This is a genomic window from Pseudomonas rustica (assembly GCF_049959085.1).
Classification (GTDB): Bacteria; Pseudomonadota; Gammaproteobacteria; order Pseudomonadales; family Pseudomonadaceae; genus Aquipseudomonas; species Aquipseudomonas rustica.
The window spans coordinates 3,501,690-3,524,955 of sequence record NZ_CP188200.1; the positions used below are offsets into that span (position 1 = coordinate 3,501,690).

General features: G+C 61.2%; 11 protein-coding genes. 7 read left to right on the forward strand and 4 right to left on the reverse strand.

Features of this window, described 5'->3' with window-relative positions; genetic code table 11:
• Complete coding sequence (locus tag ACP3TY_RS15880; protein ID WP_426617954.1) at nt 1–12,450, reverse strand: non-ribosomal peptide synthase/polyketide synthase; 12,450 nt, start codon at nt 12,448–12,450, stop codon at nt 1–3.
• Between the two features lie 220 nt (nt 12,451–12,670).
• On the reverse strand, nt 12,671–13,405 hold the full coding sequence (locus tag ACP3TY_RS15885) for a thioesterase II family protein (RefSeq protein ID WP_212544378.1): 735 nt from the start codon (nt 13,403–13,405) through the stop codon (nt 12,671–12,673).
• A 132-nt stretch (nt 13,406–13,537) separates the two neighbouring features.
• On the opposite strand from ACP3TY_RS15885, the gene ACP3TY_RS15890 reads away from it, so the two are divergent.
• On the forward strand, nt 13,538–14,674 hold the full coding sequence (locus ACP3TY_RS15890; RefSeq protein WP_426617955.1) for a cupin-like domain-containing protein: 1,137 nt from the start codon (nt 13,538–13,540) through the stop codon (nt 14,672–14,674).
• 93 nt (nt 14,675–14,767) lie between these two features.
• Here ACP3TY_RS15890 and ACP3TY_RS15895 read toward each other — a convergent pair whose 3' ends face one another.
• Nucleotides 14,768–15,940, reverse strand: coding sequence for an MFS transporter (locus ACP3TY_RS15895; RefSeq protein ID WP_426617956.1), 1,173 nt, complete (start codon nt 15,938–15,940; stop codon nt 14,768–14,770).
• Between the two features lie 243 nt (nt 15,941–16,183).
• Between ACP3TY_RS15895 and ACP3TY_RS15900 the strand changes: the two genes are divergently transcribed.
• The 6 genes from ACP3TY_RS15900 to ACP3TY_RS15925 all read left to right on the forward strand — a co-directional run bounded on the left by ACP3TY_RS15900 (nt 16,184) and on the right by ACP3TY_RS15925 (nt 22,260).
• Nucleotides 16,184–17,194 carry a terpene synthase family protein gene (locus ACP3TY_RS15900; protein WP_426617957.1) on the forward strand — a complete coding sequence of 337 codons (1,011 nt, stop codon included), beginning with the start codon at nt 16,184–16,186 and terminating at the stop codon, nt 17,192–17,194.
• A 118-nt stretch (nt 17,195–17,312) separates the two neighbouring features.
• Nucleotides 17,313–18,113, forward strand: a complete 801-nt coding sequence (gene fabG, locus ACP3TY_RS15905) for a 3-oxoacyl-ACP reductase FabG (protein ID WP_159813774.1) — start codon at nt 17,313–17,315, stop codon at nt 18,111–18,113.
• Entirely contained in the window at nt 18,106–19,932 is a 1,827-nt protein-coding gene (locus ACP3TY_RS15910) for a glycoside hydrolase family 15 protein (RefSeq protein ID WP_426617958.1), read from the forward strand. The genes fabG and ACP3TY_RS15910 overlap by 8 nt, the downstream gene beginning before the upstream one ends.
• 381 nt (nt 19,933–20,313) lie before the next feature.
• A complete protein-coding gene (locus tag ACP3TY_RS15915; protein WP_053118822.1) occupies nt 20,314–20,703 on the forward strand; it encodes a hypothetical protein in 390 nt (129 codons plus the stop codon).
• A gap of 12 nt (nt 20,704–20,715) precedes the next feature.
• On the forward strand, nt 20,716–21,348 hold the full coding sequence (locus tag ACP3TY_RS15920) for a BRCT domain-containing protein (protein WP_426617959.1): 633 nt from the start codon (nt 20,716–20,718) through the stop codon (nt 21,346–21,348).
• A 12-nt stretch (nt 21,349–21,360) separates the two neighbouring features.
• Complete coding sequence (locus ACP3TY_RS15925) at nt 21,361–22,260, forward strand: alpha/beta fold hydrolase (RefSeq protein WP_426617960.1); 900 nt, start codon at nt 21,361–21,363, stop codon at nt 22,258–22,260.
• On the opposite strand, the gene ACP3TY_RS15930 is transcribed toward ACP3TY_RS15925, so the two are convergent.
• Nucleotides 22,229–23,212, reverse strand: coding sequence for a GlxA family transcriptional regulator (locus ACP3TY_RS15930; protein ID WP_426617961.1), 984 nt, complete (start codon nt 23,210–23,212; stop codon nt 22,229–22,231). The genes ACP3TY_RS15925 and ACP3TY_RS15930 overlap by 32 nt on opposite strands.
• Nucleotides 23,213–23,266 lie beyond the last annotated feature (54 nt).

Consider the following 23,266-nt stretch of genomic DNA (forward strand, 5'->3'; position numbering starts at 1 on the left):
TCAAAGGGTCTCCAGGTCTGCCAGGAAATCATGCATCTCACTCAGGTCTTCGCTGGAGTGAGGGGTCAGGTGAACAGCCAGTTGTTCGGCGTACTCGCGCAGCGATGCGGTGCGGAACAGCAGATCCAGCGGCACCGCCGCCCCTTGCTCCAGTTGCAGTCGCGCGGTGGCCTGAGTCGCCAACAGTGAATGTCCACCCAGTTCAAAGAAGTTGTCGTCGCGCCCTACCCGGTCGAGTTTGAGCACGTCTTGCCAGATGGCGGCGACGCTGTGTTCCAGCGCCCCATCCGGCGCCACGTAGGCGCGCAGCAGTTGGTTGGCGTCCGGCAGCGGCAGCGCCTTGCGGTCGAGCTTGCCGTTGGGGGTCAGCGGGAAACGTTCCAGCAACATCCAGTGCGCCGGCATCATGTAGTCGGGCAGTAACGGTGCCAGTGCCGATTTCAACGCGTCGCGCAGGGCTGCGAGCTCGGCGTCCTGTGGCTTCGCCGCAATCAGGTAGGCCACCAGTTGCAAGCCACCCGGCCCTTCCTGTGCCACCACCGCAGCTTCGCGAATCGACGGCTGCGCCAACAGGCAGGCTTCGATTTCACCCAGCTCGATGCGGAAGCCACGAATTTTCACCTGATGGTCAACCCGCCCGAGGTACTCGATCACCCCGTCAGCGCGATAACGCGCCAGGTCACCGGTGCGATACAGCCGCGCACCGTTGCCGAACGGATCGGGCAGGAAGCGCTCGGCGGTCAGCGCCGGCCGCTCGTGATAACCCCGCGCAAGACCATCACCACCGATCAGCAATTCACCGATCACACCGGCCGGGTTTGGCGCAAAGTGTTCGCCGAGAATGTGCAGCGTGGTGTTGGCAATCGGCCCACCAAGGTAAGGCTGGCGCTGCTCGGCCGTCAGTTGATAAGCCGCTGACCAGATCGTCGTTTCCGTCGGCCCGTAAAGGTTCCAGACTTGGCCGGCGACCTCGAGCAGACGTGCGGCCAGATCCTCCGCCAGCGCTTCACCGCCACACAGGCATATACGCCCTGCAAGCCGCGCAGCCTGTGGATGATCAAGCAACATTCGCCAGGTCGACGGCGTCGCCTGAACCACGCTGACCTGTTGTTGATCGATGATTTGCAGCAGCGCCTGCGGGTCGTGCGCACTCTGCTTGTCCACCAGCACCACGCAAGCCCCGCTGAACAGCGCGCCGTACAACTCGAGCCCGAAAATATCGAAGGAGAACGTGGTCAGCGACAGCACGCGGTCAGTCGCCACAAGCCCCGGCTCACGGGCCATGCTCGCGACAAAATTGACCAGTGCCGCGTGGCGCACCATCACGCCTTTCGGCTTGCCGGTGGAACCCGATGTGTAGATCACATAGCTGAGGTTATCGCCGTCGACCGCCACCTGCGGATTGGCCGCCTGTGCAGCGCTGATCGGCTCTTCGAGGGAGCCCGGCACCAGCGTCTGCACACCGGCCGGAATTGGCAGCACTTGCAGCAACGACGCTTGAGTCAGCAACAACTGCAAACCGCTGTCTTCGATCATGTGCGCCAAACGCTCGCTCGGGTATTGCGGATCCAGCGGCACGTAAGCGCCACCGGCCTTGAGGATCGCCAGCAAGCCGACAATCATCTCCACGCCGCGCTCCAAAGCGATGCCGACCAGACGATCCGGGCCAACCCCTTGGGCAATCAGGCGATGGGCCAGACGGTTGGCCTGCGCATTCAGCTCGGCGTAGGTCAAGCATTGCTCACCGAACACCAGCGCTGTCGCGTCAGGCGTCTGGCTGGCGCGCGTTTCGATCAATCGGTGGATGCAGCGCGACTCGGGCCAAGGCGCTGCGCTGGCATTCCACGTCAACAGTTGCTGATCGGTTTCGGCGGCGTCGAGCAGATTCAATTCACCCAGTGCACGTTCGCTGCCGTCGATCATTTGCAGCATCAAGCGTTGCAGGTGCAGGCCCATTTGCTCGACCGAAGCGGCCGTAAACTGTGCGCATTGATAGCTGAATTGCACCGCCAGCTCGGCAGCGAGACTGACCGACAGCGTCAGCGGATAGTTGGTTTGCTCCAGGTTATCCACGGCACCGAAACGCAGGCCTTGCGGCGAGCTCTGTTCCAGCGCCTCGGAAATCGGGTAGTTCTCGAACACCAGAATATTGTCGAACAGCGCCTCACCGCCCAATCCCGCCCAGCGCTGAATGTCGAACAACGCAGTGTGTTCGAACTCGCGTAGCGCCAGATTCTGCGCCTGCACGCCGTGCAACCAGTCGCCGAGACGCTGCTCCGGACGCGGGCTGGCAATGACCGGCAAGGTGTTGATGAACAGGCCGATCTGCTGTTCTACACCAAGCAGATCCGCCGGACGCCCCGACACCGTCGCGCCGAACGCCACGCAGGATTTGCCGCTGTAGCGCTGCAACAGCAGCAGCCAGGCCGCTTGCACCAGCGTGTTGACCGTCACTTTCGCATCGCGGGCAAAGTCGCTCAAACGCTGAGTCTGTGTCGCGTCCAGCTGCACCCGATGCTGCGCATAGGCATAAGGCTCAGCGTTTTGCGTCGGTGTCGCAAACACCTGCGCCAGACGCACCGGCTCATCCAGTTCACGCAATTGCTCGAGCCAGAAGGCTTGCGCGGCACCGGCGTCCTGACGCTGCAACCAACCAATGTAATCGCGATAACGCCCACTCGGCCGCGCCACCGTTTCACCGCTGTAATGCTGCAACACTTCGCCGAGCAACTGCGCGCTGCTCCAGCCGTCCATCAGGATGTGGTGGTTGGTGTAGATCAAGTGATGACGATCGGCAGCGGTGCGCACCAAGACCAGGCGCAGCAGCGGTGCCACGCTCAGATCCAGACCTTGTGCGCGCTCGTCATCGGCGAGGGTTTGCAGTGCCGCGTCCAGATCAGTCTGAGCGCTCCAGTCGAGCACGCGGAATGGCACCTCCAGATGGCGCTGCACAACTTGAACGGGTTGATCCAGATCGCCCTGCCAGAAGAACCCGGTGCGCAGAATGTCGTGCGCATCGACCACCGCTTGCCACGCCGCGCGGAAACGCTGCGGATCAACGCCGTCGACGTCCAGACGCATCTGGTTGATGTAGTCGCCACCGCCCTGTTCGAGCAGGGTGTGGAACAGCATGCCCTGCTGCATCGGCGACAGCGGGTAGATGTCATCGACGGACTGCGGCTGTTGCACCAACACGTCGAGTTGCGCCTGCGTCAGCGTCGCCAGCGGGAAGTCCGAAGGGGTCACGCCACGGTTGGCGCTGTCGCAGCAATGCGCAATCAGTGCGGTGAGCTCTTGCAGGTAATCGTCGGCCAGACGCTGGATCGTCGCCGGGTTGAACATCTCGCTGCTGAACGTCCAGCTCAGATCCAGCTCACCGCCGAAGACTTTGCCGTCCAGCGCCAACGGGCTGCCCAGCGGGCCGGCCATGTTGACTTCTTCGCCGCCGGATTCGCTGGTCGGCACGAACAAGGCGTCGTCGCCGGCATCGAAGCTGCCGTCGAACTGGCCGAGGTAGTTGAAGGTCAGGCGCGGTTTCGGCAAGGCTTGCAGCGCTTGCTGTGCAGCGGCGTCGCCAAGGTGCGCGAGGGCACCGAAACCGATGCCTTTGTTGGGGATCGCGCGCAGTTGCTCCTTGATCTGTTTCAGCGAAGCGCCGAGGTCGGCGACCGGCGCCAATCGCGCCGGGAACACGCTGGTGAACCAGCCAACGGTGCGGGTCAGATCGACGTTGTCGAACAGGTCTTCGCGACCATGACCTTCGAGTTGCACCAGCACACTGTCGTCGTCCGTCCAGCGCACCATCACTCGCGCCAGTGCGGTCAGCAGCAGGTCATTGACTTGCGTGCGATAGGCCGCCGGGGCTTCCTGCAACAGCTGGCGGGTCAGGGTTTTGTTCAGTTGCGTGCGGATCGATTGCGCCTGATTGTGTTGCTGACCGGCGTGCGGGTTGTCGCAAGGCAACTCAGTCGAGGCGCCTTGCAGTTGTTGCTGCCAGAAACCCAGTTCGGCCTGCAGCGGCGCGCTCGCGGCGTAGTCTTGCAGCGCCTCGGCCCAGGCTTTGACCGCACTGGTTTTGGCCGGCAGTTGCACAGTCGCACCCGCCAGAATCTGCCGATAAGCGCTCTGCAGATCTTCGAACAGAATCCGCCACGACACGCCGTCGACCACCAAATGGTGAACCACCAATAACAAGCGATGAGTGCCATCAGCGAGGTTCGCCAGCACCGCGCGGATCAGCGAACCGTCACTCAATTGCAGGCTGCGCTGAGCCTGATTGCCCAGCACCTCAAGCGCCGCCAGATCGGCGACCTCGACTTGCCACAGCACGGTTTCGCCCGCTTGCGTCGCGACATCGCGGTACTGCGCCGACCAGCCTTGCGCCTGTTCGGCAAAGTCCAGACGCAGACTGTCGTGATGCGCTACCAGTGCGTCCAGTGCTTGTTCGAGCACTTGCGCGTCGAGTGCCTGGGTCGGTTTGAGCATCACCGACTGGTTCCAGTGATGACGATCAGGAATCGGCTGGGCGAAGAACCATTGATGAATCGGCAGCAGCGCCGTTGCACCGGTCACCGGTTGTTGATCGATCAGTTGCAGCGGCTCGCCGGTTTGCACCACGGCGGCCAGCGCCTGAATGGTCTGATGCTGGAACAGATCCTTCGGGGTAAAGCGCAAACCGGCCTGACGGGCACGGCTGACCACTTGAATCGAGATGATCGAATCGCCGCCCAGCTCGAAGAAGTTATCGCTGAGGCCGACGCGTTCCAGCTTCAACACGTCCTGCCAGATGGTCGCCAGTTGCTGCTCCAGCGCGCTTTGCGGCGCGACATAGACTTGCTGCAATTGGCTGACATCCGGCTTCGGCAGGTTCTTGCGATCGAGCTTGCCATTCGGGGTCAGCGGCATGCGCTCCAGACGCAAAACGTAGGCTGGAACCATGTGTGACGGCAGCGTTGCTTTGAGCTGCTCACGCAGTTGCTCGGAAAAATCTTCGCGCGGCGAATCGCTGACCACGTAGGCGACCAGGCGTTTGCTGCCGGCGCTTTCCTGCGCCACAACCACCGCTTCGCGCACGCCATCAAGGGCTTGCAGACTGGCTTCGATCTCGCCGAGTTCGATGCGGAAACCACGGATTTTCACCTGATTGTCGATACGTTCCAGATAGTCGAACGTGCCGTCAGCGCGCTGGCGCACCAGGTCGCCGGTGCGATACAGCACGCCGCCGCTACGGCTGAACGGGTCAGCGACAAAACGCTCGGCGGTCATCGCCGGACGGTTCAGATAACCCCGCGCCACACCACTGCCGCCCAGATACAACTCACCGGCCATGCCTTGCGGCAGCAGGTTCAGATCGGCGTCCAGCACATAGGCGCTGCGATCACCGATGCGGCTGCCGATTGGCGCGTACGCGGCGCCGCACGGTTCGTCGCGAGCGGCCTTCCAGATCAGCGGCGTGACCACGGTTTCGGTCGGGCCGTAGCCGTTGATGATGTACTCGGGATTCAGGGCACGCTTGACCCGTTCGAAACTGGCGTTCGGCACCGCATCGCCGCCGAAGCAGTAGATACGCACCTTGGGCGGATTGCCGACCCGCTCGGCGTGCTCGGCCAGTTGTTGCAAGTACACCGGCGGGAACGCGACCACGGTCACGCCGTGCTCGATCATCGCGTTGTAGGTCTGCTCCGGCGTCCACAAGCTGTCGTCGCGAATCAGCAGCGAGCCGCCGTGGGTCAGGCTGGTCAGCCAGCGCTCGTGGGCGCCGTCGAAGGCGAACGACATGAAGTGGAATTCGCAATCGCTGTCGCGCATTTCATAGCGCTCACCGATGGCCAGACAGTGCATGGCCAGCGGGCCGTGGCTGACGCTGACGCCTTTCGGGTTGCCGGTGGAACCCGAGGTGTAAATCACGTACGCAAGGTTGTGCGGATCCAGCGCCACGATCGGTGCCTGCGCCGGGTGCGCGCTGAGGTCGAGGTGATCGAGTTCCAGCACGGTCAGGGTGTCAGCGATCGGCAATTGCGCCGTCACCCGCGAATCGGTCAGCAACAGCGCCAGACCGGAATCCTCCATCAGATACGCCAGCCGCTCGCGTGGGTAACTGGTGTCCAGCGGCACGTAAGCGCCGCCCGCCTTGAGCACCGCCAGCAGCGCGACAATCAAACCTTCGCTGCGCGGCAGCGCGACACCGACACGCACCTCGGCGCCAACGCCATGCGCCACCAGTTCATGGGCGAGACGGTTGGCACGAGCATCGATGTCGCCGTAGCTGAAGTGTCGGCCGTCGAAAATCACTGCGGTGCGATCCGGCTGTTGCGCCGCCAATCGGGCATAGCGTTGATGCACAGCGAGATCGACCGGGTACGCCTGCGGTTGGTTTTCGAGGATCTGCCGGGTGTGTTCTTCGGCCGTTGCCAAGGCGATTTCACCGAGACGACGTTCGGCAGATTCGGCGAATTGCTCCAGCAGATGCAGCAGTTGCGCGCTGAGACGCTCGACAGTCGCGACACTGAAATGCGCCTGATCAAAACTCATGTGCAGCGCGAGGGTTTCGCCCAGTGTCACGCCCAACGTCAGCGGGTAGTGCGTCTGATCCTGGTTGGCCACTTCGCCGAACACCACGCCTTGCGCAGTGCCGTGTTGCAGCGCTTCGGAAATCGGGAAGTTTTCGAACACCAGCAGCGTGTCGAACAACGACGCGCCGCCCTGCCCGGCCCAACGCTGAATGTTCGCCAGCGGCGTGTGTTCGAACTCGCGCAGGCTGAGGTTCTGCGCCTGCACCGTCGCCAGCCATGCGGCTACGCTTTGATCCGGATGCGAACCGGCGATCACCGGCAAGGTGTTGATGAACAGGCCGACTTGCTGCTCAATGCCAACCAGTTCCGCCGGACGCCCGGCGACGGTGGTGCCGAACGCCACGCAAGCGCTGCCGGTGTAACGCTGCAACAGCAGCAACCACGCGGCTTGCACCAAGGTGTTGGCGGTGACTTTCTGCTGCCGGGCAAACTCGTTCAGGCGTTGCGTACGCGCTGCGTCCAGCGCGTAATGCTTGAGCGCATGCCCGCGCTCGGCACGCACCTCACCGCCACCCGCCGCGGCTTGCGCGAGCACGGTTGGCTCATGGAAGTCGGCCAGTTGCGCCAGCCAGAACGCTTCGCTGACGGCGCCGTCCTGACGTTGCAGCCACTGGATGTAATCGGCGTAACGGCTTAGCGGACGCGGCGGTTGCTGGCCGGCATAACGCTGCAGCACTTCGCCGAGCATCTGCGCGCTGCTCCAGCCGTCCATGAGGATGTGGTGGTTGGTGAAGATCAGGTGATGACGCTGATCGGCGATTTGAATCAGCGTTACGCGCAGCAGACCGGCCGCGGTCAAATCGAAGCCCTGCGCCAGATCGGCAGCCCTGAAATCCTTCAGTGCCTGAGCGATGTCAGGGCGTGCGCGCCAGTCGAGCAAGGCGTAGGGCAACTCGAGACGACGATGGATGATCTGCAGTTGTTCCTGCAATTCACCCTGCCAGATAAAGCCGCTGCGCAGGATGTCGTGGGCGTCCATGGTCGCTTGCCACGCCGCACGAAAACGCTCGGGGTCGAGGCCGTCGACATCGACGCAAAGCTGGTTGATATAAGTGCCGGTGCCCTGTTCGTACAAGGTGTGGAACAGCATGCCCTGCTGCATCGGCGACAGCGGATAAATGTCTTCGATGCCGGCGGCCGGCACTGCGATCGCATCCAGTTGTGCCTGAGCGATGTGCGCCAGCGGGAAGTCCGACGGCGTGATGCCCATGCTTTCCGGCAGGCAGCAATGGTTGATCAGCGCTTGCAGTTCAGCAGTGTATTCGTCGGCCAGACGGGCGATGGTCGCCTCGTTGAACTGCTCGCGGCTGAACGTCCAGCGCAGGTCGAGTTCACCGTCGTAAACCTGGCCTTCGACGCCCAGCCAGTTGTCCAGCGGCGCATCGAGACTTTGCTCGAGCCCGGCGCGCTCACCGGCCGGACTGAACAGTGCGCCCTCCTCGGCATCGAAACTACCGTCGAACTGGCCGAGGTAGTTGAAGGTGATGCGCGGCAGCGGCAGCGTTTTGAGCGAGGCTTGCGCCGCGTCGTCGCCGAGGTAACGCAGCACGCCAAAACCGATGCCCTTGTTGGGGATCGCGCGCAGTTGTTCCTTGATCTGCTTGATCGCGTCCGCCAGCGAATCCGCTGGGGTCAGGCGCACCGGGAACAGGCTGGTGAACCAGCCGACGGTGCGGGTCAGGTCGACGTCGTCGAACAGGTCTTCGCGACCGTGACCTTCCAGTTGAATCAGCGTGTCGGCGTGACCGCTCCAGCGGCAGATCACCCGCGCCAGCGCCGTCAGCAACAGGTCGTTGACCTGCGTGCGATACGCCGCCGGCGCCTGTTGCAGCAGTTGTTGGGTGAAGGTTTTGTCGAGGCGGCTGTGCAGCACCTGAGCGTGGCGACTTTGCAAGCTGCCCTGCGGGTTGTCGCACGGCAGATCCAGCGCCGCGCCGTCGAGTTGTTGCTGCCAGAAACGCAGCTCGGCCTGCACCGCGTCAGTCGCGGCATAGGCTTGCAGATGCTCGCCCCAAGCCTTGTACGAATTGGTTTTGGCCGGCAGTTTGATGCTCGTGCCTTGCACTGCTTGCTGATAAGCCTGTTGCAAATCTTCGAGCAAAATCCGCCACGAAACACCGTCTACCGCCAAGTGATGCACGGCCAGCAATAGACGCTGACCGCCATCGGCGACGGTCGCCAGTACCGCGCGCAACAGCGGGCCGTTTTGCAGGTTCAGGCTTTGCTGGGCCTTGGCGTATAGCGCTTGCAGATCATCAGCGTCGACACGGTCAGCCGTCCACAACAGCTCAGGATCCGTCGCGACCGGCGCCACTTCTGCACGCCAACCCTCAGCGCTTTCGACGAAGCGTGAACGCAAAGCATCGTGCTGCACCAGCAAGGCATTCAGCGCTTGCAACAGAGCCTCGGCATTCAGAATTTGATGACTGCGCAGCAGCACTGCCTGGTTCCAGTGGTGACGCTGAGGAATCTCGTCGGCGAAGAACGTCTGCTGGATCGGCAGCAGCGGCAACTCACCGCTGACCGGGCCTTGATCGATGCTTACAGCGACGTTGCCTTGCTGGGCGACGCTGGCCAGACCTTGCACGGTCTGGTGCTGGAACAGGTCGCGCGGGCTGAAATGAATCCCGGCCTGACGCGAACGGCTGACCACTTGAATCGAGATGATCGAGTCACCGCCCAACTCGAAAAAGTTGTCGGTCAGACCGACCTGTTCGAGCTTGAGCACGTCCTGCCAGATGGCTGCGATTTTCTGTTCCAGCGCACTGCGCGGCGCGACAAACGCTTGCTGCATCTGGCTGGCGTCCGGCGCCGGCAGTGCTTTGCGATCGAGTTTGCCGTTCGGACTCAGCGGCAATGCACCGAGGAACAACAGCTGCGTCGGCACCATGTAATCCGGCAGGCTGTCCTTGAGTTGCGCTTTGATCGCTTCGCGCGCGGCACCTTGGGCTTCGGTTGAAGCGGCAACCACAGCGGTGTCTTTCGGCACCACGTACGCCACCAGTTGCAGGCTGCTGCCGCCCTGCACCGCCAGCACCACGGCTTCTTTGACGGCATCGAGTTCTAGCAGACGTGCTTCGACTTCGCCCAGTTCGATACGGAAGCCACGGATTTTTACTTGATGGTCAACGCGGCCAACGTATTCGATCTGGCCATTGGCGTTGTAACGCGCAAGGTCGCCAGTGCGGTAAAGACGCGCACCCGTGGTGGAAAATGGATCTGGGATAAAACGTTCAGCGGTCAGATCCGCGCGCTGGAAGTAACCCCGCGCCAGCAACTCACCGCCAATCAGCAGTTCACCGACCACGCCAATCGGCGTCGGCTGAGCGTCAGCATCCAGCAGATAGGCATGACGTCCCGGCAATGGCTGACCTATCGGCATGGTCAGCGGCAACGGCTGACGACCGAACACGTAATCGCTGCAATCCAGCGTGGTTGCGGTGACGGTGGCCTCAGTCGGGCCGTAGGTGTTGAGCAACTTGACGTGCTCCAGCCCGGCCACGCGCCAGGCCTGCACACCTTCCGGCGGCATTGCTTCACCGCCGCTGTGAACCTGACGCAGCGCGGCGTAATCACGCGGGCCGGCGGCGGCGAATTCCTTGGCAATCATGTTCCAGTAAGCGGTGGTCAAGTCCATGACCGTGATGCCGTGCGCGACGATATTTCGATACAGGGTTTCGCTGTCCCAGACTTCGTTGCCGCGCAGCACCACCGAGGCGCCGCAGGTCAGCGGGCCAAACAGTTGCTCGCCGAAGGCATCGAAGTTGAACGTGGCGAATTGCAGCGCGCAATCGGCGGCGCTCAAGGCGTAGTAATGCTGCGAAGCGAAGGCGTGTTTGCTCAGCGCACCGTGGCTGATGCCGACGCCTTTAGGGCGGCCGGTGGAGCCCGACGTGAACATCACATAGGCGAGGTTATCCGCCCACACCGCGCGTTGCGGATTGCTGTCGTCGGTAAATTCCCACGCTTCGGCTTGATCGAGGCACAGGCTGCGCACGTTGTGCGGCATCGGCAGACGTTCGAGTAAATGGCTTTGCGTCAGCAGCAAACGACTGCCGCTGTCTTCGATCATGCACAGCAGGCGGTCGCGCGGGTATTGCGGATCCAGCGGCACATACGCGCCGCCAGCCTTGAGCACGGCGAGAATGGCGACAATCAGTTCCAGCCCGCGATCAACCGCAACGCCGACCAGCACTTCCGGGCCGACGCCCTGCGCCAGCAATGTGCGAGACAGACGATTGGCGCGGGCGTTGAGCTGTGCATAAGTGAGTTGCTGACCGTCGAAAATCAGCGCGATGGCATCAGGTGTTTGCGCGGCCTGCGCTTCGAACAGCTCATGCACCGGGCGCTCGCTCGGCCATGTTGTGTCGTGACGACCCCAGTCCTGAGTCAGTTGCTCAAGCTCCTGCGCTTGCAGCAAACCGATCTCGCCGACCCGTTGCTGTGGATCGCTGACGATGCTGTGCAGCAGATGTGTCCAGTGCCGCGCCATGCGTTCGATGGTTGTGCCGTCGAACAGGTCGCTGGCGTAGGTGAACGCAGCGTGCAACTGGCCGCCCTTTTCGTAGGTGTCCAGGCTCAGGTCGAACTGGGTGCTGCGACTTTCCCATTCGATCACGCCGAGTTCCAGACCGCTGCCGACCTTGAGGGTGGTGACGTCAGCGACTTCCGGCTGGTGGTTGTACATCACCTGGAACAGCGGGTTGTAACTCAGACTGCGTTCCAGTTTCAGCGCCTCGACCAGCCGTTCGAACGGCAGATCCTGATGCGCCTGAGCACCGAGCGCGGTTTCCTTGAGCGCGCTGAGCAGCTCCGCGAATGGTGTCTGGCCATCCAGTTGCACGCGCAGCACCTGAGTGTTGACGAAGAATCCGATCAGGCCTTCGATCTCGCGGCGATTGCGATTGGCGATGGGCACACCGACGCGCAGGTCGGTCTGCCCGGTGTAACGGTGCAGCAGAATATTGAAGGTGCCGAGCAACAGCATGAACAGCGTAACGCCATGCTGCCGGGCGACGCCGCGCAATTGCTCGACCAGCGCAGCCTCCACTACGTGCTCATGGCGACGGCCGCGGTTGCTCGGCAAGACTGGGCGCGGACGGTCGAGCGGCAGCTCCAGCACCGGATGCTCGTCACCCATTTGCGCCAGCCAGTAATCGAGTTGACGCTGCTGCTCTCCCGCCTCCAGCCAACGCCGCTGCCACAGCGCGTAATCGCTGTACTGCACCGGCATCGACGCCAGCTCGGCCACGTGCCCCTGATCGTGGGCATCGTAAAAGCGACAGAATTCGTCGATCAACACGTTCATTGACCAGCCATCGGAAACGATGTGGTGCAGGGTCAGCAGCAGCACGTGTTCCTGCTCGGCCAGATGCAACAGACGCACGCGCAGCAGTGGGCCGTTGGCGAGATCGAACGGCAGCAGCGATTGCTCTTCGGCTGCTGCAGCTACGCGTAATTCACGTTCGGCAGCGGGTAAATCGCTGAGGTCGACGCGCTGGATCTCCAGCGGTTGTTGCAGCGGCACTTGCAGCAGGCTGTCATCGGGCTGCTGCTGGAACACCGTGCGCAAGGTTTCATGGCGCTCGATCAGGCTGGCGAACGCTTGCTCCAGCGCCGGCTGATTCAGCCGCCCGCTCAGGCGCACCGCCGCCGGCAGGTTGTACGCGCCGCTCTGCGGATCCAGATGCCAGAGAAACCACATGCGTTGCTGGGCATAAGACAGTGCCTGCCGATCCTCGGCCTCGACCCCGGCCGGAATCGGAAACCGCGAAAAATCCACCCCTTCCCTCTGCAAGGCAGCAAGGAACATCTGGCGCTTTTCCAGGGGCAACCCGATAAACCGGCGAGCGAGTTTCAGGGAGTCTTCTGCATTCATTTCTTGGCATCCGGATCAGTAGGCAGGCAGCACAAAGGCACGTCGTCCCTATAAAACGAATGCAGACCGGAAAAATTAGCGATTGAGAACAACTATCAGGCGGGAGGTACAGCGGAGATTTCAGACCGCTCCTGTAGGAGCTGCGGCACGCTGCGATCTTTTGATCTTGATCTTTAAAATCAAAAGATCGCAGCGTGCCGCAGCTCCTACAGGAATGGTGTCAGGCAGTCGCGGCCATGGCGTGGCGGCGATGGTGTATGTCGAGCTGGTCTTTGATCACCTTGAGCACTTTGGCTTCGTGCTCATGGATGAAAAAGTGCCCGCCGGCGAGCATGTCCACCGAGAAACTGCCCGAGGTTTCCTTGCTCCAGCCGATCAATTGTTCAGTAGTTGCGCGGTCAGCCTTGCCGCCGAGCACGTGCACCGGGCAGTTGAGCAGTGGGCGTTGCTGCGGCTCGAATTTGCCGCACAGCAGAAAATCGGCGCGCAGGATCGGCAGGGTCAGGCTCATCAACTCGTCATTGGCCAGCACTTCTTCGCTGGTGCCATTGAGCGTGCGCAGTTGCTCGATCAGTTCGGCGTCGGTCTTGGCGATGGCAAAGCCACGATCGTAATCGGCGCGCTGGGTCGGCGCCGCCGTGCCGGACGCGAACAACGCCACCGGCTCAGGGCAACCCAGGGCCCGCAGTGCATGGGCCATCTCACAGGCCAGCAACGCACCGAGGCTATGACCGAACAACGCATAAGGCGTCTTCAATGTTGGCTGTAACTCCCTGGCCAATTGCATCGCCAAGGCGCGCATATCGGTCTGCAGCGGCTCGTCAAAGCGCGCACCACGCCCCGGCAGCTCCACCGGTTTGAGCTGCAGCCATTGCGGCAACTTCGGTCGCCAGCGGCTATAGACCATCGCACTGGCACCGGAATACGGCAGGCACAGCAAAGTCAGCTGGGTCACCACACTTCCCTCAAAAAAATTCGTCTGTAGAGAGAAACGGTTGACTGCCCGGGCAAATTAGTCGACGCCGGCTAAATCGCCCACACAGGTGCTCGTTAACCGTTCAGATAAAACCAATAACGAGGATTCACCGTGGATCTGCAGAGCATCCTGAGCAAACTGTTCGCCAATGCCGGCGCCGTCGGTATTGAAGGTGTTTTCCAATTCGTTTTTAGCGCGCAGCAGGCTTATTGGTCTGAGGTCAAGGCCAGCAGCCGCACCGAGGCCGGGCGCCATCCGAGCCCGAACGTGACCATTGAAGTTGCGGAACAGGATTTCCTCGGGATCATGGCCGGCATGGCCAATGTCGAAGAGCTGTTCGCCAGCGGTCGCCTGAAGATTGGCGGCAACATGGGGCTGGCGACGATGCTGCCGCAGATCATCGACCATGCTCGAAACGGTGGCGGTGCGGTCGCTGAAAAAGTCGACATGAACAAGCGCTACCCGACGCCACCGCGCTTCAGCGAAAAGCTCACCGCCAGCCTGCCGACCCAGGTCAACGTCGAACGGCGTGCGCGCGAGGAGCTATCGGTGACTGAGTTCAAAAGCCGTTATTTGCCCCACGGCATTCCCGTGGTGATCAGCAACGCATTGCACGACTGGCCGCTGTTCAAACTCAGCCGCGAAGAATCGCTGGTGCATTTCGCCGAGCTGCAAGGCATCACCCGCCATGGCGATTACGTGAAGAAAACCTTCTCCACCGAACGGGATTTTCGTTCGACGTCGATGGCCGATTTCATCGCTTCGCTGGACAGTCCGGCGGGCAAAGGTGCGGACGGTGAGCCGCCCGCCTACATGGGCAACAACATCTTGCCGGCGGCGTTGATGCAGCAGATCAAGTACCCGGCCTACTTCGATGCGTCGCTGTTTATTCCGCCGCGAATCTGGATCGGGCCCAAGGGCACACTGACGCCGCTGCACCGCGACGACACCGATAATTTGTTCGCGCAGGTCTGGGGGCAGAAGACCTTCACCCTCGCCGCGCCGCATCACCGTGAAGCCCTGGGCACGTGGTCGACAGCACCGGAGGGTGGACTGGATGGCTGCGATTTCAACCCGGATGCGCCGGACTATCAGCGCTTCCCAAAGGCGCGCGACGTGACGTTTTTGCGGGTGACGCTGGAGGCTGGGGATTTGCTGTTCTTGCCGGAGGGCTGGTTCCATCAGGTGGAGTCGGTATCGACGTCGTTGTCGGTGAATTTCTGGGTGAATTCGGGGCGGGGGTGGTAACCCAACTCGATCCCTTTTGTAGGAGCTGTCGAGTAAAACGAGGCTGCGATCTTTTGACTTTAAAGATCAAAAGATCGCAGCGTGCCGCAGCTCCTACTTGAGATGACGATGACTTTGCACGGCTGAGCCAAGCACCACCGCGCCCGCCGCAATCGCCAGCCAGAACCCGCTGCGCGCGCCAAATGCATCGACCAACGCCCCCGAGCCCGCCGCACCAATCGCCACGCCGATACTCAACCCCGTCACCAGCCACGTCAGGCCTTCGGTCAACTTGGCCGGCGGCACGATGCGCTCAACCAAAGCCATAGCCACAATCAATGTCGGCGCGAAAAACAAACCAGCGACAAACACCGCCATGGCCAGCCCGACGATATTACTGGCCAACAACAGCGGCAATGTCGTCACCGCCGTCGCCACGCCGCCGTACAAAAACAAGCGTGGCAGCGGCAGTTTCGAGCGCATCGCACCAAACGCGATGCCGGCCATGCACGAGCCAATCGCGTAAACCGACAAGACAATGCTCGCCGCCGCCGGCTGCCCCTGCTGCTGGGCAAACGCGACGCTGACCACATCGACCACGCCGACGATGATGCCCATGGCGATCATCAGCGCCAGCAACAATTGAATGTCGGTCGAGCGAATGATCGAACCCTGATGCTGCAACTCACGCGGATGCACCGCCGGTTCAGTGCTGCGCTGGGCGACGAACGCCGTGACACCAATCGCCAGCGCCAACAACGCGGCCAAAGGCCCGGCCTCGGGGAAGACCGCGACGCACAGACCAACTGAAAGCGGCGGACCGACGATAAAACACACCTCATCCAGCACCGATTCCAGCGCGTACGCGGTCTGCAGTTGCGGCTGACCGCGATAGATCTCGGTCCAGCGCGCCCGCACCATCGCCGACATGCTCGGCATGCAACCGGCCAGCGCGGCAAACACAAACAGCGTCCAGACCGGCGCCTGCAACCGCGTGCACAGCAACAGCATCAACAGCGCCCCGCCGCCAATCAACGCCGACACTGGCAGAATCCGCCGCTGACCAAAACGGTCGACCAGCCGCGACACCTGCGGCGCGCAAAACGCCGTGGCCAAGGCAAACGTCGCCGCCACGCCACCGGCCAGCGCATAACCACCCTTCAACTGCGAAAGCATGGTGATCACACCGATGCCCGTCATGGAAATCGGCATGCGCGCGATCATCCCGGCCAGGACAAAATTTCGAGCGCCGGGGGCGTTGAACAATTCGCGGTAGGGGTTTGCCATGGACTGCAGCCTCATCAAGGGCCGCCAAGTTGCCATAGGGCCGGGTGGCGTGGAAGCAGGGAATTGTTGGTGGAATGTGAAGGCTTCGCAGCTCATCCCGAGCGCCGTTGGCACCTCGACCATTCGTCGCAAAATCGTGCGCACCTGTTAGGTCTGACAGGTGCGCTTCTCGGGCAAAAAGCGCTTTTATAAACGCTGCTCAATGACAACGTCTGATCGCTTCCACCGCCGAAGGAGTTCGCCATGAATCAGTCCACCAACACAGCTCAATCGCGCGCCGCCGTATCGCCCTTTGTTGTCCGCACACTTGTTTGCCCGCCCCCGACACGCATTGATGAAGCGCTGGGCCGGGACGTCAACAAGCGCCTGATGGCATGGATAAAGCGCATAGGTATCTTTGCCGGCAAACAGGAAAAAATTTGCGCGAGCGACTTTGGGCGCTACGCAATGTTGTGTCATGCAGACACCGATGATCCCGACAGATTACTACTGGCAGCGCAATGTTTCGCGGCGTTGTTCGCGGTGGACGATCATTATTGCGACGATCAATCGTTGGGTGGCTGCCCCGAAAAAGTCGCCGAGAAGTTGTCATTTGCCGTCACCGGAATAGACCCGGTCTACTTGCCTCCCCCCTACAAAAAAGAACTCCTGCAACAGCAAAGGAACGATCCCGTGTTGAGAGGATTGCTCGCGTACATGAAGCGGGTCGCCCATTTCTGCACACCCTCGCAGGTCGCCCGCGTGCGACAAATCACCATCGCCATGTTCGTCGCCATGGCGGCCGAGGGGCCGTGGCGTCTCTACGGCACAAAGCCAACCATCGCCGAGTATCTGGCCAGCCGGCAGGTCAACAGCTTCTGGCCTTGTCAGGTGCTGATCGATCCCATCGGCGGCTATGAGGTGCCGGCCAATGTCTACGCCAAACCAGAGATGCAACGCGTTTGCGCACTGGCGTCCCTCGCCACCACGCTGCTCAACGACTTGTATTCCGCTTACAAAGAGCACCTCAACGAAACGGGCGATTTCAAACTGCCCTATCTGCTGGCGGCCAAACATGACTGCTCGCTGCAGGAAGCCATCGACAAAACTGCGGATATTCATGATGCGGTCATGCGCGAATACGTGGCGCTGGAACAACGGCTACTGAAAGACGCCGACCCTTTAGTGCGGCGTTACCTGAGCGGTTTGACCACGTGGATTGCGGGCAACCAGGAATGGCATAAACACAGCGCGCGGTATCGTATTCAGGCGTGAGGAAGGTCAAAAGTCCTGTAGGAGCTGCGGCACGCTGCGATCTTTTGATCTCGCCTCTGAACTCTCAACGCCCCTGACCAGTCAGCTAAATAAGCCCTCACTCAAGGCGCGCCATCGCATGCACATCTCCCTCACCGGACAAGTAGCCCTGATCACCGGCGCCAGCTCCGGCATCGGCCACGCTGCCGCCAAAGCCCTCGCCGCTGCCGGTGCTGCGGTGGTCATCAATTACAACCGTCAATCAGAGCCCGCTGAAGCACTGGCCCGGCAGATCATCGCCGACGGCGGTCAGGCGCTGGCCATCGGTGCCGATGTTTCCAAGGAAGCCGACGTCGAACGACTATTCGCCCAAACCCTCGATGCCTTCGGCTCGCTGGACATTCTGATCGCCAACTCCGGGATGCAGAAAGACGCGCCGGCGGTGGATATGTCGCTGGACGACTGGAACGCAGTGATCAACGTCAACCTCACCGGGCAGTTCCTCTGCGCCCGCGCCGCGCTGCGGATTTTCAATCGTCAGGGCGTCCGCGAAGGCGTCTCCCGCGCCGCCGGCAAGATCATCCACATGAGTTCGGTGCACCAACGCATTCCTTGGGCCGGCCACGTCAATTACGCGGCGTCCAAGGGTGGCGTCGATCAGTTGATGCAAACCCTCGCGCAGGAAGTCAGCCATCAACGCATTCGCATCAACGGCATCGCGCCGGGGGCGATTCGCACGCCGATCAATGCCGCCGCGACCACCGGCGATGCTGAACAAGAGCTGCTTAAACTGATTCCTTACGGCCGTATCGGTGATGTCGAAGACGTCGCCAACGCGGTGGTTTTCCTCGCGTCCGACGCCTCCGATTACATCGTTGGCACCACCCTGTTTATCGACGGCGGCATGAGCCTCTATCCGGAGTTTCGCGGCAATGGCTGAGCATCACCTGGAACGACAAAGCCCCATCGACGCCCACGGCATCATCGGCGACATGCGCAGTGCGGCGCTGGTCAACGTTCGCGGCAGCGTGGATTTTTTCTGCTGGCCGGAGTTCGACAGTCCATCGATTTTCTGTTCTTTGCTGGACACCCCCGAGGCAGGGATCTTCCAGATCTCGCCGGATTTGCCCGATGCGCGTCGCGAACAGATCTACCTGCCCGACACCAATGTTTTGCAAACCCGCTGGCTGAGCGAACGTGCGGTGGTTGAAGTCACCGATCTGCTGCCGGTGGGCGACAGCGAGGATGATTTGCCGCTGTTGATGCGTCGGGTTCGTGTGGTCAGCGGCGAGGCGACTTTTCACGTGCGCTGCGCGGTGCGCCACGATTACGCGCGGGCCGACACGCGTGCGCGGATGGATGAGCAAACGGTGATTTTCAGCGCCGAAGGTCAGCCGTCACTGCGCCTGGCTTCGGATCAAGCGCTGCAGATAGACGCCAATGCAGCGGTCGCTTCCTTCACTTTGAAGCAAGATCAAACCGCCGCATTCCTGCTCGGTGGCGAAGACGATCCACGCTTCGAGGAAGGCGCCGCGCAACTGTGCATGGAGCGCACGCTGAAGTTCTGGCGCGACTGGCTCGGCCAGTCGATCTATCGCGGACGCTGGCGAGAAATAGTCAACCGCTCGGCCCTCGCGCTCAAGCTGCTAACCTCGCGCAAACATGGCGCCATCCTCGCAGCTGCGACCTTCGGCCTGCCGGAAACACCGGGCGGCGAGCGCAATTGGGACTACCGCTACACGTGGATCCGTGATGCTTCGTTTACGGTCTACGCGTTCATGCGTCTGGGCTTTGTCGGCGAAGCCAACGCCTACATGGGCTGGCTGCGCGGACGGGTCAGCGATTGCCACGGGCAACCGATGAAACTCAACATTTTGTACGCCATTGATGGGCAACAGGAGTTGCCGGAAACCGAACTGGATCATCTGTCCGGGCACGGCGGCGCAAAACCGGTACGTATCGGCAATGGTGCTTACGACCAGATCCAGCTCGACATCTTTGGCGAGCTGATGGACGCGGTGTATCTGGTTAACAAGTACGGTGACGCGATTTCCCACGAAGGCTGGAAGCATGTGCGCGAAGTGGTCGATCAGGTCTGCGAAACCTGGCAGACCACCGATGTCGGCATCTGGGAAATGCGCGGCGAACAGCACCATTTTCTGCATTCACGATTGATGTGCTGGGTGGCGCTGGACCGGGCGATTCGTCTCGCCTCGAAACGCTCGCTGCCGGCACCGTTCGCGCAATGGGATCAGACCCGGCAGGCGATCTACGCCGATATTTGGGACAACTTCTGGGACGAAGAGCGCGGACATTTCGTCCAGTACAAGGGCGGCACCGCACTCGACGGTTCGATGCTGTTAATGCCGCTGGTGCGTTTCGTCAGTGCCAAGGATCCGCGCTGGTTGTCGACACTGGAGGCGATTGAAAAACATCTGGTGCGCGACGGCATGGTTTATCGCTATCGCAACGATGACGCCAATATTGATGGACTATCCGGCACCGAAGGCGCGTTTGCCGCGTGCTCATTCTGGTACGTCGAATGCCTCGCCCGCGCCGGGCAGGTGGAAAAGGCGCACCTGGAATTTGAACAATTGCTGAGATACGCCAATCCGTTGGGGCTGTACGCTGAGGAATTTGACAGCCATGGGCGGCATCTGGGCAACACGCCGCAAGCGCTGACGCATCTGGCGTTGATCAGTGCGGCGAGTTTTCTGGATCGCAAATTGAATGGGGAAAAGAGTGAGTGGCAGCCGTGATGTTCGACGGGGACTGTAGGAAGTTCCCCCATGCTTGTAGGACTGAAACGCAAAAACTGATGTTTCACCACCCCCTGTGGCGAGGGGATTCATCCCCGATGGGCTGCAAAGCAGCCCCAAAACCCTCCAACTCATTCCCCCAGAAGTAGCGAGTTTTCTGACTTTGGGGCTGCTGCGCAGCCCATCGGGGATAAATCCCCTCGCCACAAATTCGCATGGCTATGGACTACAGGAGCTCAACATCCGCCGCGTCACCCCTCCCCCAGACCCCGCACTCACACCCTGAAATACCCTGTTGCCAGCCGTTACATCCCCCCCTACCATCAAACCCAACGGGCACAGCGGAGCTGTCCAACAAAACCCGAATTTCAAGGAACCGGAATGACCCAACACGTCCAGCGCCCCATCACCTCGCCGCTGCGCAGCGGCCTGACCCGCACCCAACTCTGGGAAGACGCCGACAAAGGCCTGATCAAATGCTGGGAAATCGGCCGCCAGCGCGCCACGCGCTTCCCCGACCTCGCCGACAAATGCCTCGCCAACGAACTGCCGGTACTCGGCTGGAAAGGAGGCGTCAGCCGCAGCCTGAAAAAACTCGAAAAATTCGGCTCACTGAAATACCTCGCACAGTGGCAAGGCTTGCGTGGGGAGGATCTGGATATTGATCTGGGTGAGGAACGCGCACTGACGTGCTCGCGGACGAAAATGGTGGTGACGTTTACGCCGGATCGGACGAAGTATTTCAATCAGGTGGCGGAAGCTGAGGCTTAAGGAGAAGCATCGATGGTCGATTTACATCAGGAATTTCAAAACAGCCGTTTCTTTCACGAAGCGCGGATCGACAGGCGTTCGGCGGATGCGCTTGCAGGTATTGCGGCAGGGCTTGCCGCCGACGGCAAGATTAACCAGCAGGAAGCCGAGTTTCTAAAAACCTGGATCGAAACGCACTTGGTGCACCTGGAAGATCCGGTAGTCAATATTCTCTACAGGCGTCTTGAAGGCATGCTTAGCGATGGCGTGCTGGATGCCGAAGAGTCTGTGGAATTGCTGGAGATACTTCACCAATTCGCCGGTCTGCCAGTGGGCGCAGCACAAACCTTCAGCATACCCAACAACCTGCCGCTCGATAATCCAGCCCCGTCGCTGGACTGTGCCGATCGCGTTTTTCTGTTTACCGGTGTTATGGCTTACGGGCCGCGCAAAGCGTGTGAATCGTTGATCGTAGAACGCGGCGGACTGATTGGTGCAGGTGTCAGCAAGAAAATCCACTATCTGGTGATCGGCAGCATCGGCAATGAACAGTGGCTGCACAGCAGCTATGGTACGAAGATCAAAAAAGCCGTTGAGCTAAGAGACAGCGGCGTGCCGATCGCCATCATCAGTGAAGATCATTGGCAGAAGGTGCTGTTCGGATAACAGGAGCCCGGTATGAGTGGAAAAGCGATTCTGTTGTGCAAAACCGCCAGCCTGACCATTGCCTATGAGGTGCATGGCCCGGAAACCGGTGTGCCGGTGATCCTGCTTCACGGCTTCCCCTATTCCCCTCGCGCTTACGACGAGATCGCGCCGCTCCTCGCCGCTCAGGGTTACCGAGTCATCGTTCCGTACCTGCGCGGTTACGGGCCGACTCGCTTCAACGATGCAAAAACACTGCGCTCAGGCCAGCAAGCCGCACTCGCTCAGGATTTGCTGGATTTGATGGATGCACTCTCCATCGAACAAGCCACGCTCTGCGGTTATGACTGGGGTGGTCGCGCGGCATGCATCGTCGCGGCGTTATTTCCGGAACGGGTGCGCGGCCTGGTGACCGGTGATGGCTACAACCTGCAGGACATCCCGAACTCGATTCGACCGCTGGATCCCGAGACCGAACATCGGCTCTGGTATCAGTATTACTTCCACACGCCACGTGGCGTTGAGGGCCTGAAGCAAAATCGTCGGGAGTTTTGTGAATTGCTATGGAAGCTGTGGTCACCGACCTGGTCGCGCAGCGCCGAGCGTTATCCTCTGAGTGCGCCAACCTTCGACAACCCTGATTTCGTTGACGTGGTGATCCACTCCTATCGCCACCGTTTCATGTATGTCGCGGGAGATTCGGCGTTTGAATCGATGGAAGATTTGCTGACTCGACAACCGGCCATTAGCGTGCCGAGCATTTCTTTGTGCGGTGCCGACGACGGTGTCGGCCCTGCACCACAAGAGGATGAAGACGCGGAGCATTTCACTGGTTTTTATGAGCGGCGCGTGTTGTCCGGTGTCGGGCATAACATTCCCGAAGAAGCCCCCGAACAAACCCTCAAGGCATTACTGGATCTGTTGCAGCACTGACCGAAAACCGCTCGCGATAGGCTTGTGGCGTCACGCCAATCGCCCGCAGAAAACTGCGGCGCAATGTCTCTTCACTGCCAAACCCGCAATTGGCGGCGATGCGTTTGACCGGTAATCCAGTGTCGCCGAGCAATCGCCGAGCGGTTTCAACGCGGATCAATTCGATCGCCCGCGCCGGGGTCTGGCCGGTGTCGGCGCGGTAGTGGCGGACGAAGCTGCGTTCGCTCATCCCGGCTTGTTCGGCGAGGGTCGGGATGCCGAGGTCGCAGGTGAGGTTTTCGGCGATCCACGCGTGCAGTTCATCAAAACGATTGCCCTGATTTTGCAGCGATAAGGTCACGCTGAATTGCGACTGCCCGCCCGGGCGTTTGAGGAACACCACCAGATGCCGGGCGACGTCCAGGGCGATGTCGCTGCCGAGATCTTCCTCGACCATCGCCAGTGCCAGGTCGATGCCGGCGGTGACACCGGCGGACGTCCAAACGGGGCCGTCGTTGATGAAGATCGGATTGGCCTCGACTTGCAGTTTCGGATGTTGCTGGGCCAATTGTTCACAACGAGTCCAGTGCGTAACCACGCGGCGACCATCCAGCCAGCCACTCGCCGCCAGCAGAAACGCGCCGGTACATACCGAGGCAACCCGCCGGCATTTCGCAGCGTGCTCGCGCACCCAGTCGACCAGCGGCACGTCTTCGGCCGCAGGATAAATGCCCCAACCACCGGCGATGATCAACGTGTCACTCGCCTCTTGCGGCAACGGTTCGGCCAATACCGCCAGCCCCGCCGACGACATCACCGCCCCGCCGCCGCTGGCGATCACCGTCGGCGCATAAGGGATCGGCATACCGCGCTGGCGGGCGATGTCGTTGGCCGAGGCGAACACTTGCAGCGGCCCGGTGACGTCGAGGATCTGCATGTTGGCAAACGCGAGTACGTGGATGGTTTTGGACATTTGGCGTAATTCGTGGGGTTATTGGCGTATGCGCCAGAACCTACGCGCCTACAG